Source organism: Actinokineospora lacus, from assembly GCF_053813445.1.
The window spans coordinates 26131-41833 of record NZ_JBQERA010000004.1; the positions used below are offsets into that span (position 1 = coordinate 26131).

Sequence of the window (15703 nt, forward strand, 5' to 3'; positions counted from 1 at the left end):
CTGGGCGTGGCCGCACGGCCGCCGACCGGTACGGCCAGGTTTGCCCGCCAACGGGCAGAGGTAATCCCCGCCATGACGCACACCGCCGCGCCTCGGACAGGCGCGCGACTGTCCAAGGCCGACGCGGCCCGGCTCGGCCTGCGCGTCGGCGCGCCGTTGGTGGCGGGCGGGATGATCGTGCGCAGACCGCGCGTGCTGAGCCTGCTGACGAAAGCGGGCGCCGACCAGGCGATGCTGGATGAGCTGCGCAGACTCCGCGCGCGCTACGGTCCCGGCCCGCTGGTGCTGCGGCTGGTGGGCCGCACGGTCGTCCTGCCGCTGGACGCCGAGGACGCCGCCCGCGTCGTGGCCGACACCCCGGTGCCGTTCTCCCCCGCCAACCGGGAGAAGGTCGGCGCGCTGCGTCATTTCCAGCCCCACGGCGTGCTCATCTCGCCGATGCCCGAGCGCCGGGAGCGCCGCTGGTTCACCGAGCAGATCCTGGACACCGAGCTGCCCACGCACCGTCTGGCGGCGCCGTTCAGCGCGGCTGTCGACGACGAGGCCGAGGCGATGCTGGACGCCGCGGGCGGGGAGCTGGACTGGCCGACGTTCGCCGGGGGCTGGTGGCGGCTGGCCCGCCGCGTCACCCTGGGCATCGGCGCCAGGGACGACACCGAGCTGATCGATCTGCTCCACACCCTGCGCTCGAACGGCAACTGGTCCTACTTCCACCCGCGCCGCCCCGAGCGCCGCGCGCTGTTCGACGCGCGGCTGCGCGTCCACATCGACCGGGCCGAGCCGGGCAGCCTGGCCGGGCTGACCGCCGCCCAGGGATTGCAGGCCGCCGACCAGTTCCCGCACTGGCTCTTCGCCTTCGACTCCGCGGGCATGACCGTGATGCGGACGCTGGCGGCGCTGTCCGGGCACCCCGAGCAGCTCGCCGCGGTCCGCGCGGAGGACGACCCGCGCCACCCGGTGCTGCGCGCCTGCGTGCTGGAGGCGGTGCGGCTGTGGCCGACGACGCCGGTGATCCTGCGCGACACCACCGAGCCCACCGAGTGGGGTCCGGCGGGCACCACGGTGGCCGTGGTGACCCCGCTGTTCCACCGCGACTCCGGCGAGCGCTTCGACCCCGAGCTGTGGCTGGACGGCCGCGCGGCGCTGAACCCGGCCCTGCTGCCCTTCAGCGCGGGCCCGGCCGGGTGTCCCGGCCGCAACCTGGTGCTGTTCGTCACCTCCGCGCTGGTCTCGGCGCTGCTGGCGCGGGCGGACCTGGTGTCGGCTCAGCCGTTGGGCGGGCCCATGCCCGCCGGGCTCGACCCGTTCCGGCTGCGCTTCGCGGTGCGCCGTCAGGTCAGCGCGTAAGCGGCCACGGCGACATCGATGAGAGCGACCACCATGACCGAGGCGAACGGCGCCCGGCCGCCCCTGGCCACCCCGGCGGCCAGCACCGCCCCGGACACCGCGACCGCGACCAGCGCCACCACCCGCGGCGGGCCGGGCGGGCCGAGGGCGACGACCACGCCCGTGGCCAGGAGCAGGACGGCCGCGGCGGCCAGCGACCCCCGGGCGCCGAGGCGGTGAGGCAGCCCGCGCACCCCGGTGGCGAGGTCGTCGGCGAGGTCGGGGACGGCGTTGGCGAAGTGCGCCGCGCAGCCCAGCAGCGCCGCGGCGGCGATCAGCCAGGCGGGCGCGGGCTCCCGGGCCACGATCACCGGCAGCAGGCCGAACGAGACCACGTAGGGCAGAACCGAGACCGCGGTGGCCTTGACGCCCAGGTCGTACGCCCAGGCCGAGCCGAGCGCGACCGCGTGGGCGAGCAGGGCCCACGGCCCGAACAGCGCGGTCAGCGCCAGCGCCGCGACCCCGGCGACGCCGACCCCGACTCCCACTGTCCGCCGCGGCACCAGCCCCTCGGCGACCGGCTTGCCCGCCCGGCCGACCGCGGCGTCGCGCGGGGCGTCGACGAGGTCGTTGAGCCAGCCGACCGAGAGCTGTCCACACAGGACCGCGACCGCGAGGCCGATGACCGCGGTGCCGGGGTGGCCTGCCGCGGCCGCGAGCGCGCCCGCCAGGACCGTCACGGTCAGGGTGGGAGCGGGGTGGCACGCCCGGACGAGGTCGACGGCCTGCTGCATTTCGCCGAGTGTGCCAGCCTGGGGGACGTGTCACCGACCGAGCAGTTGCCGAGGAACGACATCCGGCTCTACGACCGGCTCGCCGACCAGTGGTGGCGGCCCAGGGGCGTCTTCGCCATGCTCCACTGGCTGGCGGCCGCGCGCGGCGAGCTGATCCCGCCCGCGTCCCGGCCGGGTGCGGTCCTGGTCGACCTCGGCTGCGGCGCGGGCCTGCTCGCGCCGCACGTGGCGGGCAAGGGCTACCGGCACGTCGGTGTGGACCTCTCGGCGAGCGCGCTGCGCCAGGCCGCCGAGCACGGGGTCGGCGCCGTGCGCGGGGACGTGCTGCGGTTGCCGCTGCGCGACGGCTGCGCGGACGTCGTCGCGGCCGGGGAGATCCTGGAGCACGTGACGGACCTGGCCGCCGCCGTCGGCGAGATCGGCCGGGTGCTGGCCCCCGGCGGCCTGCTGGTGCTCGACACGCTCGCGGCGACCCGGCGGTGCCGGTTCGTGGCGATCGGCCTGGCCGAGCGGGTGCCCGGACTGGCCCCGCGCGGCGTGCACGACCCGGCCCTGCTGGTGGACCGGGCCGCCCTGGTCCGATTATGCGCGGCAGTGGGCATCCCGCTGCGGCTGCGGGGCATCCGCCCCGCGGCGACCGATCTGGCCGCCTGGCTGCTGCGCGCCCGCCCCGATGTCCGGCTGCGGCCGGTGCGCGACACGGGCGTGCTGTTCCAGGGCGTCGGCCGCAAGAAGGGATGAGCGGTGGAACGACGCGCTGTCGTGCGCGGGCTGGGTGCGGCCCTGCCCCAGCCCCTGGACCAGCGGACCATGTGGGAGGTCCACTTCCGCGAGCGGTTCGCGGGCAGCCGCGCCGCCGAGCGGATCTTCGCCGGTTCGGGGGTGCGCCGCAGGCACGCCGTGGCCGATCCGCGCACGGAGGACGTCTCCGACTGGTCCACCGCGGCCCGGATGCGCCGCTACGCCGAGGCCGCGCCGCCGCTGGCCCACCGCGCGGTGACCGCGGCCCTGGCCGACGCCGGGCTGGACGCCTCCGAGGTCGGGTTGCTCGCGGTGGCCTCGTGCACCGGCTACGGCACCCCGGGGGTGGACATCGCGCTGGCCGGGTCGCTGCCGCTGGACCCGCGGGCGCGCAGGCTGCTGGTCGGGCACATGGGCTGCTACGCGGCCCTGCCGGGGCTGGACAGCGTCAGCGACTACGTCAACGCCAACGGCAAGCCCGCGGTGCTGCTGTGCCTGGAGCTGACCTCGCTGCACGCCCAGCCGCGGACCGCGGACGCGGGCCAGGTGGTCTGCCACGCGCTGTTCGGCGACGCCGCCGCCGCGCTGGTGCTGATGCCCGGCGCCGGGCCGGGGCTGCGGGTGGTGGACACCGCGTGGCGGACCCACCCGGACACCAGCGACCACATGACGTGGGAGGTGACCGACCAGGGGTTCCGGATGGGGCTCTCGCCCCGGGTGCCGGAGGTGCTGGGGCTGGAGGTCGAGCTGCTGGCCAAGGACCTGCTGGACCCGCACGGCCTGACGCCCGCCGACATCAGCCGGTGGGCGGTGCACCCCGGCGGGCCCCGCATCCTCGACACCGTCGAGCGGGGGCTGGGCCTGCCCGACGGCGCGCTGGCCGAGTCCCGGCACGTGCTGGCCGAGTACGGCAACTGCTCGTCGGCGACGGTGCCGCTGATCATGCGCGACATCCTGCGGACGCCGCCCGCCCCGGGTGAGGCGGTGGTGGCGATGGCGTTCGGCCCGGGGCTGACCCTCTCGGCCGCGCTGATGGTGGCGCAGTCCTGAGCGTCGTCATCGTCGGCGCGGGGCCGGTGGGGCTGACGGCCGCGCTGCTGCTGATCCGGCGCGGGGTGGCGGTCACCGTGCTGGAGCGCCACCCGGAGCCCTACCCGCTGCCCCGGGCCGTGCACCTGGACGGGGAGGCGGTGGAGATCCTGCGGGCCGCGGGGGTGGCGCGGGAGTTCGCCGCGGTCAGCCGCGCCATGCCCGGGTTGCGCCTGGTCGACTCCCGGCTCCGCCCGCTCGCCGAGTTCCGGCGGGCGGAGGCGGGGCGGTTCGGGCACCCGGAGGCGTCGCTGTTCGACCAGCCGGACCTGGACGCGCTGCTGGCCGCCGCCCTGCCCGCCGGGGTGGTGCGGCGCGGGGTCGAGGTCGTCGGGGTGGGGCCGGGGCCGGTGGTGCGGTGCGCCGACGGGTCGCTCGTGCGGGGCGACGCGGTGCTGGGGTGCGACGGGGCCGACAGCGTGGTGCGGGGGCCTTCGGCCGTGCGGGAGCTGCGGTCGCCGGAGCGGTGGCTGGTGGTGGACGCGGTGTCGCCGCGGCGGCTCCCGCACTGGGACGGGGTGCACCAGGTGTGCGCCGAGCGGCCCGCGACGTTCATGCGGGTGACCGGGCAGCGGTACCGGTGGGAGTTCCGGCTCCGGCCCGGGGAGGACGGGCTGCCGCTGGACGAGGTCCTGGCGCCGTGGGACGCGCGCGGGGTGACGGTGGTGCGGGCCGCGCGGTACACGTTCCGGGCGCGGGTGGCCCGGCAGTGGCGACGGGACCGGGTGTTCCTGCTGGGCGACGCCGCGCACCTGACCCCGCCGTTCGCCGGGCAGGGGCTGGGGGCCGGGCTGCGGGACGCGGCGAACCTGGCGTGGAAGCTGGAGTACGTGCTGAACCGGGGGGCGCCGGAGTCGCTCCTGGACACCTACCAGGCCGAGCGGCTGCCGCACGCGGTCATGACGATCCGGGCGGCGATGCTGCTGGGGTGGGCGATGAGCGGCGGGCGGGCGCGGCAGGCGGTGCTGCGGCTGGCCTCGCACCTGCCGGTGTCGGAGACCGCGGTCGCCCCGAGACTGCGGCGCGGACCGCTGGTGCGCCGCGGCGGTGGGAGGCCGCTGCCGGGCTTCGACGCCGGGGACTTCGCGGTGTCGGGGGACGCGCTGGTCCGCCCGGACGGCATCGTCGCCGGGACCGCGCGGACGGCGTCGGCGATGGCCCGGCTGACCAGGTCGGTCGGTGCGGTGGCGCGGACCGCGCCAGGGGCCTGACGCGGTCCGCGCCTGCTACCAGGGCCTGTCCTCGAACCCGATCGCGATAGCCGGGCCGGGGTTTGAGGACAGGCCCTGGGCGGTGTTTCCTAGACGGTCAGCGTCCACGTGTTGATGTGGCCGGTGTCGGCGCGGTAGCGGTCCTGGACGCGCAGGCGCCAGGTGCCGTCGCGGTCCTCAGTGGAGGCGTTCACCGTGTAGGTGGTGGTGATGTTGTCGCTGGAATCGTTGCTGGTGCTCTTGAGGCGGTAGGTGCTGCCGTCCGGGGCGACCAGGTCGAGCTGGAGGTCGCCGACGTAGGTGTGGCGGATGTCCACGGCGACCCTGCTGGTCGCCGACGCCTTGCCCGCGCAGCCCGCGACGGCGACCGAGCTGGTCACGGCCGCCCCCGCGTCGGGGATGGCCACGTCGGCGCCGTTGGTGCGCGCCGCGCAGGTCGGGGGCGGGGTGGTGCCGCCGGAGCCGGTGTGCAGCATCCGGTTGGGCGAGCCCGTGCCCAGGTTGGTCAGGGTGTCCTTCGTGGAGTTGGCCACCAGCGCGTCGCGGACGGCGAGCTGGGTGGCGCCCGGGTTGGCGGCCAGGTACAGCGCGGCAGCCCCCGCGACGTGCGGGGTGGCCATCGAGGTGCCGCTCTTGGTCGCGGTGCCCGTGGTGCTGTTGTGGGCGGCGGAGACGATGGTGTCGCCCGGCGCCCAGATGTCCACACAGGACCCGTAGTTGGAGGTCCAGACGCTGTTGTCGACCCGGCCGTCGTTGCGGTCGGTCGCGCCGACGGTGATGGCGTCCGGGGTGCTCGACGGGGAGTCCCCGCACGCGTCCTGGCCGTAGTTGCCCGCGGCGACGGCGGTGACCACGCCGGAGTCCATCATCCGCTGGACGGCGTCGTTGGTGGCGGTGGACTTGCCGGTGCGCAGGCTCAGGTTCGCCACCGCGGGCTTGACCGCGTTGCGGGTCACCCAGTCGATGCCCTCCAGGATGTCCGCCGCGGTGCCCGATGACGAGCAGCCGAACACCCGGACGCCGACCAGCGTGGCGCCCTTGGCGACGCCGTAGGCCGTGCCGCCCGCGGTACCCGCCACGTGGGTGCCGTGGCCCTGGCAGTCGCTGGTGTCGTTGTCGTTGTCGACCACGTCGCGGCCGTGGACCGCGCGGCCGCCGAAGTCCTGGTGGGTGATGGTGATGCCGGTGTCGATGACGTAGACGTTGACCCCGGAGGCGGTGGTGGCGTACTCGTAGCGGCTGTCCAGCGGCAGGTCGCGCTGGTCGACGCGGTCCAGGCCCCAGGTCGGGTTGGACTGGACGTCGGCCAGTTCCACGCGGTGGTCCTGCTCGACGTAGGCGACCCGGGGGTCGGCGGCGAGCCCGCGGGCCTGCTTGTCGGTCATGGCGGCGCTGAAGCCGTTGAGGGCGCTGGAGTACAGCGCGCCCACCCGGCCGCCGTGCCTGCCGGTCAGCTCGCGGGCCGCCTCGCCGGAGGACTGCGCTGACGGGCCGTCCTTGAGGACGACGATGTAGCTGCCGTCGATGGCGTCGGCCGCGGTGAGCACCCGGCCCTCGGCCGCGGCGGGCAGGGCCGCCATGACGGCGCAGGCCACCGCGGTGGCGGTGCCCACACCGGCCAGGGCCACGGCGCGGCCCCTCTTCCGAACACATTTCATCGCAACGATCTCCCTCACGTCGCCCGCTCGGACCGGATGCAGGGTCGGTCCGACGCGGGTCTGCTCCGCCAGTCGCAGGGGTGGCGGACGGAGCGGAACGGTAGGTGCCTTCGGGGCGGCGGCCAACCGACGATCGTCCGGTCGGGAATGTCCACACGCCGCTGAGCAGCGGGTTCCCCACAAGACCGGTAAGCGGGAAATGCCCGCCGGGTGGATTTCGCCGCCGCGGCGTGTCATCCGGGTGTCCGGGCTGTCTCCTCTCGTGTGGGACAGCCATGCGGGCAACAGCCATGTGACGGAGAGCGGCCGGGCGCAGTCCAGCCCAGCAGCCGAAGACGGGCGCCGGGTCGCGCGCCTAGCGTCGGACCATGGCTGATTGCGCCCTGCCGACGGTGTCGGTGGTCATCCCCTGCTACAACAGCGCCGAGACCCTGCCCGCGTGCCTGCGCGCCGTGCGCGCGCAGACGCGCCAACCGCTGGAGATCGTCGTCGCCGACGACAGGAGCACCGACGACACCAGGGAGATCGCCGCGCGCTTCGGCGCCGTGGTGGTGGAATCCGAGGTCAACACCGGTCCCTCCGGCGCGCGCAACCGGGGTGTGGCGGCCAGTGCCGGGGAGGTCCTGTTCTTCCTCGACTCCGACGTCGCCCTGGAGCCCGACGCGATCGCCAACGCCGTGCGGCTGCTCGCCGCCGAGCCGGACCTCGGCTGCGTGCACGGCATGTACACCACCGAGCCGCTCACCGGGGACGGGTTCATCGCCCGCTACCGGCTCCTGCACAGCCACCACTGGCACCAGCGCCAGGTCGGCCGGGTCCGCACCGCGTTCTTCGCCCTGGCCGCCATGCCGCGGCGGGTGTTCGACGAGGTCGGGCCGTTCGACGAGAACCTGCGCGAGTCCGAGGACGTGGAGTACTCCGACCGCCTGCACCCGCGTTTCGGCATCCGCCTGACCGATGCCGTGCAGGGCGGCCACGACGACGAGTCGAGGCTGCTTCCCCTGCTGCGCACGCAGTTCAAGCGCGCGCGGATGCTGGTGCCGGTGGCGCTGGTGGAGCGCGGCGGGGGGCGCGGCGGGGTGCGGGCCAACCGGTTCTCCGGGGTGGCCGCCGCCGGGCTGGCCATGGCCGCGCTGGTGGCCGGTCTGCTGTGGACACCGGCGCTCATCGTCGCCGGGGCCATGCTGGGGGTGTTCGCCGTCGCCGAGCCCGCGCTGTCCGCCCTCGTGGCGCGGGAGCGCGGGGTGTGGTTCCTCATCAGGTTCACCGCGGTGCACTTCCTGCTGCACGTGGCGATCGTGGCGGGCGCCTCGGTCGGGGCGCTGCGGATGCTGGTGGACAAGGACTTCGGGCCGAGCAGGCTGGTCCGGCCGCGCTGGGTCGGGCGGGCGCTGGCGGTGGTGGCCACCGCGGTCGTGCTCGTCTTCGCCGTCTGGGCGCTGGCCGGGCTGGACTGGTCGGCGCTGGGATCGACCCTGTCCCGGCCCGCGGCGGCGCCGCTGCTGCTGGCCGCGGTGGCGGCGAACCTGGGCGGGCTGGTGCTGGCCATGCTGGGCTGGCGGTGCGTCCTGGTCGACAGCGGCCCCCGGGTGGGGCTGCGGGACAGCGCGCGGATCTTCTTCCTCGGCATGGTCACGAAACTGGTGCCCGGCCGGGTGTGGTCGGTGCTGACGCACGTGCGCTACGGCCGCGCCGCCGGGGTCGCGCCCGCGCGGATGGTGGCGGTGTACCTGCTCAACATCCCGGTCGGGCTGCTGACCGCGGCGCTCGTCGGGCTGGTGGCCGCCCCCGCGGTCCTCGACCCGTGGGTCCTGGCCGTCCCCGCGGCGGCGGTCGTCGCGGTGTTCTGGTGGCCGGACTCGGTGAACCGGCTGGTGGCGTTCGGGTTGCGGGTGCTGCGCAGGCAGGCGCCCGAGCGGTTCGCCTCCCCGGGCGCGCTGCGGTCGTCGATCGGGTTCTCCCTGGTGTCGTGGCTGGTGTCCGGGCTGCACCTGTGGGCGCTGGCCGTCCTGTTCGGCGCCCCGGCCGGTCCCGCGCTGCCGGTGTGCGTCGGCGGGTTCGCGGTGGCGATGCTGGTGGGCAGCCTGGTGGTGGTCGTCCCCGACGGGATCGGCGCGCGGGAGGTGGTGCTGGTGCTGCCGCTGGCCACGATCCTGCCCTGGCCCTCCGCCGCGGCGGTGGTCGTGCTGAGCCGGATCGTGGTGCTGGTCAGCGAACTGCTCGCGGCGGGGGTGTCCGCGCTGGTGGCGGGGAGAGCAGCAGCTCCTGCGGACGGTGGTCGGACAGTCCTCGCGGATCGGTGAACCCGTAATGGTGCACGGCGACCTCCGGCGAGGTGAACGCCCAGTCCAGGCGCCAGCCGAACGGGCCGAGGTGCCAGGACGTCGGGTAGACCCCGGTGCCCGCGCCGACCGCGTCGACGAGGACGTCGCGCAGCGCGTCGAGCTCGCCCATGCTGGGGCTGGTGTTGAAGTCCCCGGCCACGACGACCGGGTGCGGGTTGGCGGCGACGTCGGCGAGCAGGCCGTCGAGCTGGGCCCGCCGCTGTCCGGCGGCGGTGGCCAGGTGGTCGAGGAAGCCGCCCGCGAAGTTGTACTGCACCGGGATGTGGGTGTTGTAGAAGGAGGTGACGGCGCCGCGCACGAGCAGGTCGGTGCGCAGGACCTTGGCGTCGCGGAACTCCAGCGGCCGCTCCAGGCCGGGCTGGTCCGGGCCGACCAGGGGCTGGGCGACGACGGGGAACCGCGACAGCGTGAGCAGCTCCCCGCGCGCGTGGACGCTGTGGCCGGGGAACTCGCGCCGCAGCCGGGCGGTGTCGTCGACGGGCGAGTGGGCCGCGAGCACGTCGGCCACGCCGTCGGCGTGGTGGACGTACTCCTGCAACAGGTACACGTCGGCTCGCTGCTGCTTGAGGTAGGCGTAGAACGCCGCCGGGTCGTCGTGCTGGCTCCAGTACTCGGTGTTCCACGAGAACACGCGCACCGCGTCGGGGGGCGCCGCGCCCGCCGACGCCCACCCAGGGTTGAGCCCCGCCAGCCCGGTCCCGGCGGCGAGCGCGGCCACGGTCGGGACGACCACCCACCACCGGGCGGCGCGCGGCACCGGTATCCCCCGCCACACGACGGCGCCGAGCACCGCCAGCACCAGCAGCGGCGCCACCACGAAGACCAGCGGTGGCGCCGCGTCCACCACCGACCACAGCCACCAGCGCCCGGACAGCCCGAGGTGGGCCAGGACGAACCCGGCCCACAGCAGCGCCCCGGCCACCAGCAGCCTGCTGCCGAGGCACCACCTCACGCCGGGGCCCCCACCGCGTAGATGCCCCGGAACCGCCGCGAGGTGAGCCACTGGAGCACCCCGACGCCGACCGACACCGCGATGGTCACGTTCACCAGGAACTGCAGCGCGGTGAACCGGGGCAGGAACCCGGGCCCGGCGTGCCGGAGCGCGAAGCGGTACATGCCCGCGTCCAGACCGATCGACAGCGCGAGGAAACCCAGCGGCAGCATTGTCCACACCAGACCCAACGCCACTACGGGCAGCGTCAGCACGGCGAGCAGCGCCGCGACGGCGGCGTAGGCGCGGGTGGCCGTCTCGAACCCGCTGGCGAACCGGCGGGCCCCCAGGTACAGCGGAATCCGCATCCGGCCCCGGTGGAACAGCTTGCGCAGCAGCACTGCCAGCCGCGCGTCGTGGTCGTGGCGCCCGCGCACGGCCGAGGTGAGCAGCAGGACGTGCGCGCGGTTGATCCGGTGGCCGTAGTCGACCTCCTCGGTGTGCCGCAGCGCCGCGTTGAACGGCCCGGTCCTGGCGAACACCTCGGCCCTGATCGCGCAGATGTTGGGGAAGAGGAACGAGATCGGCCCCTCGGAGCTGATCGACCAGTAGTGGTACTGCATCGCCCGGAACCGCTTGACCGACCCGCCGGGCAGCAGCGGCTCGGGGTCCTCCACCCCGCACACCCCGCCCACCGCCGGGTCAGCGGCCAGCAGCCCGACCGCCCTGGCCACCGCGTCGGGCTCGATGGCCACGTCGGAGTCGAGGAAGAACAGGACCTCCCCGGACGCCGCGGCCACCCCGGCGTTGCGGGCCACGGCGCAGCCGCCGTTGACCGTCCCGCGCACGACCCGGGCGCCGTGCGCGGCGGCGACCGCGGCGGAGTCGTCGGTGCTGGCGTCGTCGGAGACGATCAGCTCGATGTCGGGGTGGGTCTGCGCCGCCACCGAGGCCAGGCACAGCGGCAGGGTGGCCGCCCCGTTGTAGTTGGGCACGATGACCGAGACCAGCACGCTCACTCCTTGATCGAGATGACGAGGTTCTGCGGCTTGTGGGTGGACTGCGCGCCCGGGTCGAGCACGGCGTAGTCGTGGGTCAGCACCTCGGCGCTGGTGAACGTGCGGTCCAGGCGCCACCACCACAGCCCCCGGAAGGCGAACGTGGTGGGCAGCGGCGATCCGCACGCCGCGTCGGCGAGCGGGTCCAGTGCGCGCTCCTCCCCCGAGCCGGGCGGGAAGTTGACGTCGCCGGTCAGCAGCACCGGGTGCGGGTTGGCGGCGAGGTCGGCGCGCAGCAGGTCCAGCTGCGCGGACTTCCACCGGCCCAGGTACGCCGCCGCGGTGTAGAACTCCGCCGACAGCGGGCTGGCGGCGATGTCGATCGGGTCGGCGAGGTGGACGTTGTAGACCGAGAGCACCTTCCCGTGCACCGCGAGGTCGGTGCGCAGCACGCGGACCGTCCAGTACTCGCGCCAGTCGGTGGCCGGTCGCGCGGGTTCGGCGGTGAGCACGCGCTCGGCCACGATCGGGAAGCGGGAGACCGTCAGCAGCTCGCCCGCCACGGCGATGTGCGCCCCGGGGAACTCCGCGCGCACGCGGGCCAGGTCGTCGAGCGGGACCGCGGCCGAGTCGCCGATGCCCATGTACTCCTGCAGGACCAGCACGTCGGCCCGCTGGGCGCTCAGCAGGTCGTAGAAGCCCTCGACGTCGTTGTCGACGTGCCAGAACAGCGTGTTCCACGACGTGACGCGCACGGTGTGCGCACCGGGGGTGACCTCGTCGCAGCCCGCGAGCGGGCCGAGATCGGCCTGCCCGCCCGCCAGCGCCGTCGTCAGCTCCGCCAGCGCGAGCACCGCCGCGACGACTCGGACGCGCTGGGGCAGCCGCCGCCACCGCAGGCCGACCACGGCCAGCACCAGCAGCGGCACCGCGATCACGACCACCGGGGTCATGGCCAGATCGATGACCGTCCACCACCACACCCGCCCGGACAGCGCGAGGTGCCCGAGCACGGCCACCGCCCACCCGGCCGCGACCGCGAGCACGGCGACGGCCAGGCCCCGGACCGGCCGCTCGAGCGCCGCGACGCTCATCCGGGCGCCCAGCCCGGCATGCCGTCGTACATCCGGCGGAAGCGCCGCGAGAGCACCCACTGCGCGCCCCCCACGACGGCCGCCGCGGCCACAGTGGCGTTCACCAGGGCGTGGACGGCGGCGAAGTAGGCCAGGAACGCGGGCCCCCGGCGCCGCAGGACGAACCGGTACAGCGCCCGGTCGCACACCAGCGCCACGCCGAGCGCCGCGGCGGGCACCACCGCGAAGACCGCGCCGAACAGCGCGGGCAGCGGGGCCGTCGCCAGCGCGAACAGGGTGACGAGGCTGGCGTAGGCGCGCGGGCCGCTGGTGAGCCCGCCGGTCAGGTCGGAGCGGTGCAGGTAGATCGGGATGGTCAGCCGGGCCCGGGTGAACACCTTGCGCAGCACCATCCGCAGGGTGTCGTCGAAGTCGTGGCGCCCGCGCACCGCGGAGGTGAGCAGGATGCGGTGGCGCCGGGAGAGCCGGGCGCCGAACTCGGCGTTGTCGGTGTGGCGCATCGTCGGGTGGAAGCCCCGCAGCGCGGTGAACACCTCGCGGCGCACGGCCAGGATCGCGGTGTAGGAGGTGGTGATCTCCCCTTCGTCTTCCACCAGCCAATAGTGCTGCTGCAGTGCCCGGTACTGCTCGGCGAGGCTGTCGACGAACAGCGGCTCGGGGTCGTAGGTCCCGCACACCGCGCCGATCCCGGCGTCGGCCGCCAGCAGCGCGACGGCCCGCGCCACCGCGTCCGGCGCCAGCGCGACGTCGGAGTCGACGAACATCAGGACGTCGCCGTCGGCGTGCGCGGCCCCGTGGTTGCGCGCGCCGGGCGCGCCGACGTTCTCCGGGGTGCGGATCACCCGCACCCCGAAGGACTCGGCCACCCGGGGCGAGTCGTCGGTGCTGCAGTCGTCCACGACGATGACCTCGGTGTCGGCGTGGGTCTGGGCGAGCGCGGCCCGCAGGCACTCCTCCAGCGGCCGGGCGTAGTTGTAGTTGGGGATGATCAGCGAGACCCTCATCAGAACAGCGCCTTCGCCAGTGACAGCGCGCCTTGGCGCCACGGCTCCCGGGAGGACGTCCCGCTGCCGGTGGCCGGTGGCTGTTCGGTCCACCACCGGTAGGTGGCCAAGATGGCGTCGCGGTTGGAAAATTTCGGCGCGAAGCCCAATCTGGACACCGCTTTGTCGATGCTCACGTGGGAATCGGCCTTGAGCTTGCTCAGCAGCCGCCCGTACACCGGGGACAGCTTGAGCCGCTCCAGGCCGCGCAGCAGCGCCAGCGCCGGGCCGACCGGCAGCGACACCACCCGTTTGCCGTGCCCGGCGGCGTCCAGCACGACCTGGAAGTCCTCGCGCAGCGTGGCGAACTCCGCGGCGCCGACGTTGTAGGTGTCGTTGGCGATCCCGGGCTCCGCGCGCAGCACCGTGGCGATGACCTCGACCAGGTCCTCCAGCGCGAGCATCTGGATGCGCACGTCGCCCCGGCCGAGCACCGGGAAGTTGCGGCCCTCGCTCGCCCACTCGAACAGCATCGCGAACAGGCCCATCCGGCCGGGGCCGAGGAACGTCTTGGGCCGGATCACCGACAGGCACATGCCCTTGTCCCGGTACTCCCGGCACACCACCTCGGCGTCGACCTTGGCCGCGCTGTAGGTGTCCACCGGGACCTGCGGGTAGTCCTCGGGCGTGGGCACCAGCGGCGGCAGGCCGTAGACCGCGGTGGAGGAGATGTGCACGACCCGGGCGACCCGCGCGCGCCACGCGGCGTCGAGCACCGAGCGGGAGCCGTCGACGATGACCGACCGGATCTGGTCGGCGGGGTAGCTCGGCAGCGCGGAGGCGGTGTGGACCACCGCGTCCATCCCGGCCGCCAGCGCGCCCAGGGCGGCGCTGTCGCGCACGTCGGCGATGTGGTGCACCGCCTCGGGCACGGCCGCGGGCCGCAGGTCCACCCCGTGCACCTCGTGGCCGAACCCGGCCAGGTGCCGGACCAGGCTGCCGCCGAGCACGCCCGCGCTTCCGGTCACCAGTACCTTCACCACAGCGACGTCACCTTCTCCCGCACGAAATCGGTCAGCAGCCGGGGCAGGCCGCGGGCGAGCACCGCGTCGAGGCTGTCCAGGAAGTACTCGGCGTCGGCGGGCTCTGCCACCAGCGGCGGGCCGACCACCAGCGGGTTGCGGCCGTTGAGGGTGTAGTAGGCGTAGACGCCGTGCTCGCGGTAGAGGGCGTTGACGACCGCCGAGGTGATGACCTTGGTGCGGAATTGCGGGTCGGCGCCCAGGCCGCCGGGAATGAGCCGCCCGACGAGGTCCAGCATTCGTGATCCGGAATCGAGAAAGACGCCCCACAGCGCGCCCGCGCCGCGGATGTCGGCGATGTCGTCGGGATAGCGCTCGCGCAGCTCGGACAGTCCCGGGCCCAACACGTCCTCCAGAACGCGCGCGCGTTTCGGGTAGTCGTCCTCGATGGCGATGGCCACCGCCTCCAGCGCGGTCGCGGTCTCCTCGCCGAAGCCGTAATAGGTCGTACTCGTGCTGTGCATGAGTGAGTCGGCGAGGTTGTCGTAGGCCTTGCGGAAGACCGGCTCGCGGGCGACATAGGCCGAGATGGACGATTTCCCCCCGCCGAAGGACTTCGACGTGGTGAGGATGTCGGGCACCAGGCCCGGATAGCGCATGAAGTAGAACAGGCTGCCGGTCTTTCCCCAGCCGGTGTAGATCTCGTCGAAGACCAGCACGATGTTCTCCGCGGCGCACAGCTGCCGCAGGCCGCGCAGGAAGTCCTCCGAGCACGCCGTCATGGTCGAGGCGCTGAAGGGCTCGATGAGGATGGCGTAGATGTCGCTGCGCCCGCGCGCGCCGCGGGTCTCCTCGAGCACGGCGCGCACGGAGTCCAGGTCGCCGTAGGTGAAGGTGCGCACGCCGGGGATGCCGGGGAAGGCGAAGTTGTTCTGCGGGCTGCCGGTGAGGCTGCCGGAGCCCAGCAGCTTGCCGTGGAAGCTGATGTCCGCGTGCAGGATCGTGCCGCGAGCGCCCTCGTGGTACTTGTACGCCAGCTTGACCGCGCCCTCGACGGCCTCGGCCCCGGAGTTGGGGAAGAACGACATCGACAGGTCCCCGGGCAGCACCTGCGCCAGGTTGTGGCTCAGCGCGGCCACGTAGGGGGAGAAATAGGTCTTGTGCACCTCCATCCGCTTGTTCGCCTGGAACCGGGTGCGGGCGGCCAGGATGCGCGGGTGGTTGTGGCCGTGGTTGAGCACGCCGACCCCGCCGGTGAAATCGAGGACGCGCCTGCCGTCGCGCGTGCGCAGCCAGGCCCCCTCGGCGGATTCGACCAATTCGCGGCCGAACCCGAAGGACGTCATGAGGGAGACCTGGCTGCGGCTCACGTGCCGCCGGTATAGGTCGTGCACTTGTTTCGTCGACAGTGTCTCGCACTCGTCGAGACCGATGAGGTCAGGCATTCCCCAACGCTATGCCGGTTATTCGGCGGACGTCTTCGCCTTGACGGCTGGAGTTTCCCCCGCGGC

Annotated in this window: 13 protein-coding genes; 5 read left to right on the forward strand and 8 right to left on the reverse strand. The window is 74.2% G+C overall.

Annotation, left to right across the window (positions count from 1 at the left end; genetic code table 11):
- Window positions 1-72: 72 nt before the first annotated feature.
- Window positions 73-1347 (forward strand): cytochrome P450, encoded by a 1275-nt coding sequence (locus ACTG9Q_RS11845; RefSeq protein WP_455572759.1) that lies wholly within the window; start codon window positions 73-75, stop codon window positions 1345-1347.
- Here ACTG9Q_RS11845 and ACTG9Q_RS11850 read toward each other — a convergent pair.
- Window positions 1332-2120 carry a UbiA family prenyltransferase gene (locus ACTG9Q_RS11850; protein ID WP_455572760.1) on the reverse strand — a complete coding sequence of 263 codons (789 nt, stop codon included), beginning with the start codon at window positions 2118-2120 and terminating at the stop codon, window positions 1332-1334. The two genes, ACTG9Q_RS11845 and ACTG9Q_RS11850, sit on opposite strands and share 16 nt — an antisense overlap.
- Window positions 2121-2147: 27 nt before the next feature.
- Here ACTG9Q_RS11850 and ACTG9Q_RS11855 point away from each other — a divergent pair, with 27 nt between their 5' ends.
- The 3 genes from ACTG9Q_RS11855 to ACTG9Q_RS11865 are packed head-to-tail and all read left to right on the forward strand — an operon-like array spanning window position 2148 to window position 5161.
- Window positions 2148-2861, forward strand: coding sequence for a class I SAM-dependent methyltransferase (locus tag ACTG9Q_RS11855; RefSeq protein WP_455572761.1), 714 nt, complete (start codon window positions 2148-2150; stop codon window positions 2859-2861).
- A gap of 3 nt (window positions 2862-2864) precedes the next feature.
- Window positions 2865-3911 (forward strand): type III polyketide synthase, encoded by a 1047-nt coding sequence (locus ACTG9Q_RS11860; protein WP_455572762.1) that lies wholly within the window; start codon window positions 2865-2867, stop codon window positions 3909-3911.
- Window positions 3912-3919: 8 nt separating this feature from the next.
- Entirely contained in the window at window positions 3920-5161 is a 1242-nt protein-coding gene (locus ACTG9Q_RS11865; RefSeq protein WP_455573078.1) for an FAD-dependent monooxygenase, read from the forward strand.
- A gap of 89 nt (window positions 5162-5250) precedes the next feature.
- Here the strand turns inward: ACTG9Q_RS11865 and ACTG9Q_RS11870 are convergent, their stop codons facing one another.
- The gene (locus ACTG9Q_RS11870) at window positions 5251-6819 is read right to left on the reverse strand and encodes a S8 family peptidase (protein WP_455572763.1); all 1569 of its coding nucleotides are present in this window, start codon (window positions 6817-6819) and stop codon (window positions 5251-5253) included.
- A gap of 368 nt (window positions 6820-7187) precedes the next feature.
- On the opposite strand from ACTG9Q_RS11870, the gene ACTG9Q_RS11875 reads away from it, so the two are divergent.
- Window positions 7188-9122 carry a glycosyltransferase gene (locus ACTG9Q_RS11875; RefSeq protein ID WP_455572764.1) on the forward strand — a complete coding sequence of 645 codons (1935 nt, stop codon included), beginning with the start codon at window positions 7188-7190 and terminating at the stop codon, window positions 9120-9122.
- Here the strand turns inward: ACTG9Q_RS11875 and ACTG9Q_RS11880 are convergent.
- The 6 genes from ACTG9Q_RS11880 to ACTG9Q_RS11905 are packed head-to-tail and all read right to left on the reverse strand — an operon-like array spanning window position 9028 to window position 15637.
- On the reverse strand, window positions 9028-10116 hold the full coding sequence (locus ACTG9Q_RS11880) for an endonuclease/exonuclease/phosphatase family protein (protein WP_455572765.1): 1089 nt from the start codon (window positions 10114-10116) through the stop codon (window positions 9028-9030). The genes ACTG9Q_RS11875 and ACTG9Q_RS11880 overlap by 95 nt on opposite strands.
- Window positions 10113-11108 (reverse strand): glycosyltransferase family 2 protein, encoded by a 996-nt coding sequence (locus tag ACTG9Q_RS11885; RefSeq protein ID WP_455572766.1) that lies wholly within the window; start codon window positions 11106-11108, stop codon window positions 10113-10115. Before ACTG9Q_RS11885 ends, ACTG9Q_RS11880 begins: the two co-directional genes overlap by 4 nt.
- 2 nt (window positions 11109-11110) lie before the next feature.
- Window positions 11111-12187 (reverse strand): endonuclease/exonuclease/phosphatase family protein, encoded by a 1077-nt coding sequence (locus tag ACTG9Q_RS11890; RefSeq protein WP_455572767.1) that lies wholly within the window; start codon window positions 12185-12187, stop codon window positions 11111-11113.
- Window positions 12184-13191, reverse strand: a complete 1008-nt coding sequence (locus tag ACTG9Q_RS11895) for a glycosyltransferase family 2 protein (protein ID WP_455572768.1) — start codon at window positions 13189-13191, stop codon at window positions 12184-12186. Before ACTG9Q_RS11895 ends, ACTG9Q_RS11890 begins: the two co-directional genes overlap by 4 nt.
- Entirely contained in the window at window positions 13191-14210 is a 1020-nt protein-coding gene (locus ACTG9Q_RS11900) for an NAD-dependent epimerase/dehydratase family protein (RefSeq protein ID WP_455572769.1), read from the reverse strand. The genes ACTG9Q_RS11895 and ACTG9Q_RS11900 overlap by 1 nt, the downstream gene beginning before the upstream one ends.
- On the reverse strand, window positions 14207-15637 hold the full coding sequence (locus tag ACTG9Q_RS11905) for an aspartate aminotransferase family protein (RefSeq protein ID WP_455572770.1): 1431 nt from the start codon (window positions 15635-15637) through the stop codon (window positions 14207-14209). Before ACTG9Q_RS11905 ends, ACTG9Q_RS11900 begins: the two co-directional genes overlap by 4 nt.
- Window positions 15638-15703: the final 66 nt, after the last annotated feature.

Coding starts and splice junctions, on each gene's coding strand:
- ACTG9Q_RS11875 (WP_455572764.1), top strand. CDS start 7,188: ATGGCTGATTGCGCCCTGCCGACGGTGTCGGTGGTCATCCCCTGCTAC.
- ACTG9Q_RS11845 (WP_455572759.1), top strand. CDS start 73: ATGACGCACACCGCCGCGCCTCGGACAGGCGCGCGACTGTCCAAGGCC.
- ACTG9Q_RS11905 (WP_455572770.1), bottom strand. CDS start 15,637: ATGCCTGACCTCATCGGTCTCGACGAGTGCGAGACACTGTCGACGAAA.
- ACTG9Q_RS11895 (WP_455572768.1), bottom strand. CDS start 13,191: ATGAGGGTCTCGCTGATCATCCCCAACTACAACTACGCCCGGCCGCTG.
- ACTG9Q_RS11850 (WP_455572760.1), bottom strand. CDS start 2,120: ATGCAGCAGGCCGTCGACCTCGTCCGGGCGTGCCACCCCGCTCCCACC.
- ACTG9Q_RS11890 (WP_455572767.1), bottom strand. CDS start 12,187: ATGAGCGTCGCGGCGCTCGAGCGGCCGGTCCGGGGCCTGGCCGTCGCC.
- ACTG9Q_RS11870 (WP_455572763.1), bottom strand. CDS start 6,819: ATGAAATGTGTTCGGAAGAGGGGCCGCGCCGTGGCCCTGGCCGGTGTG.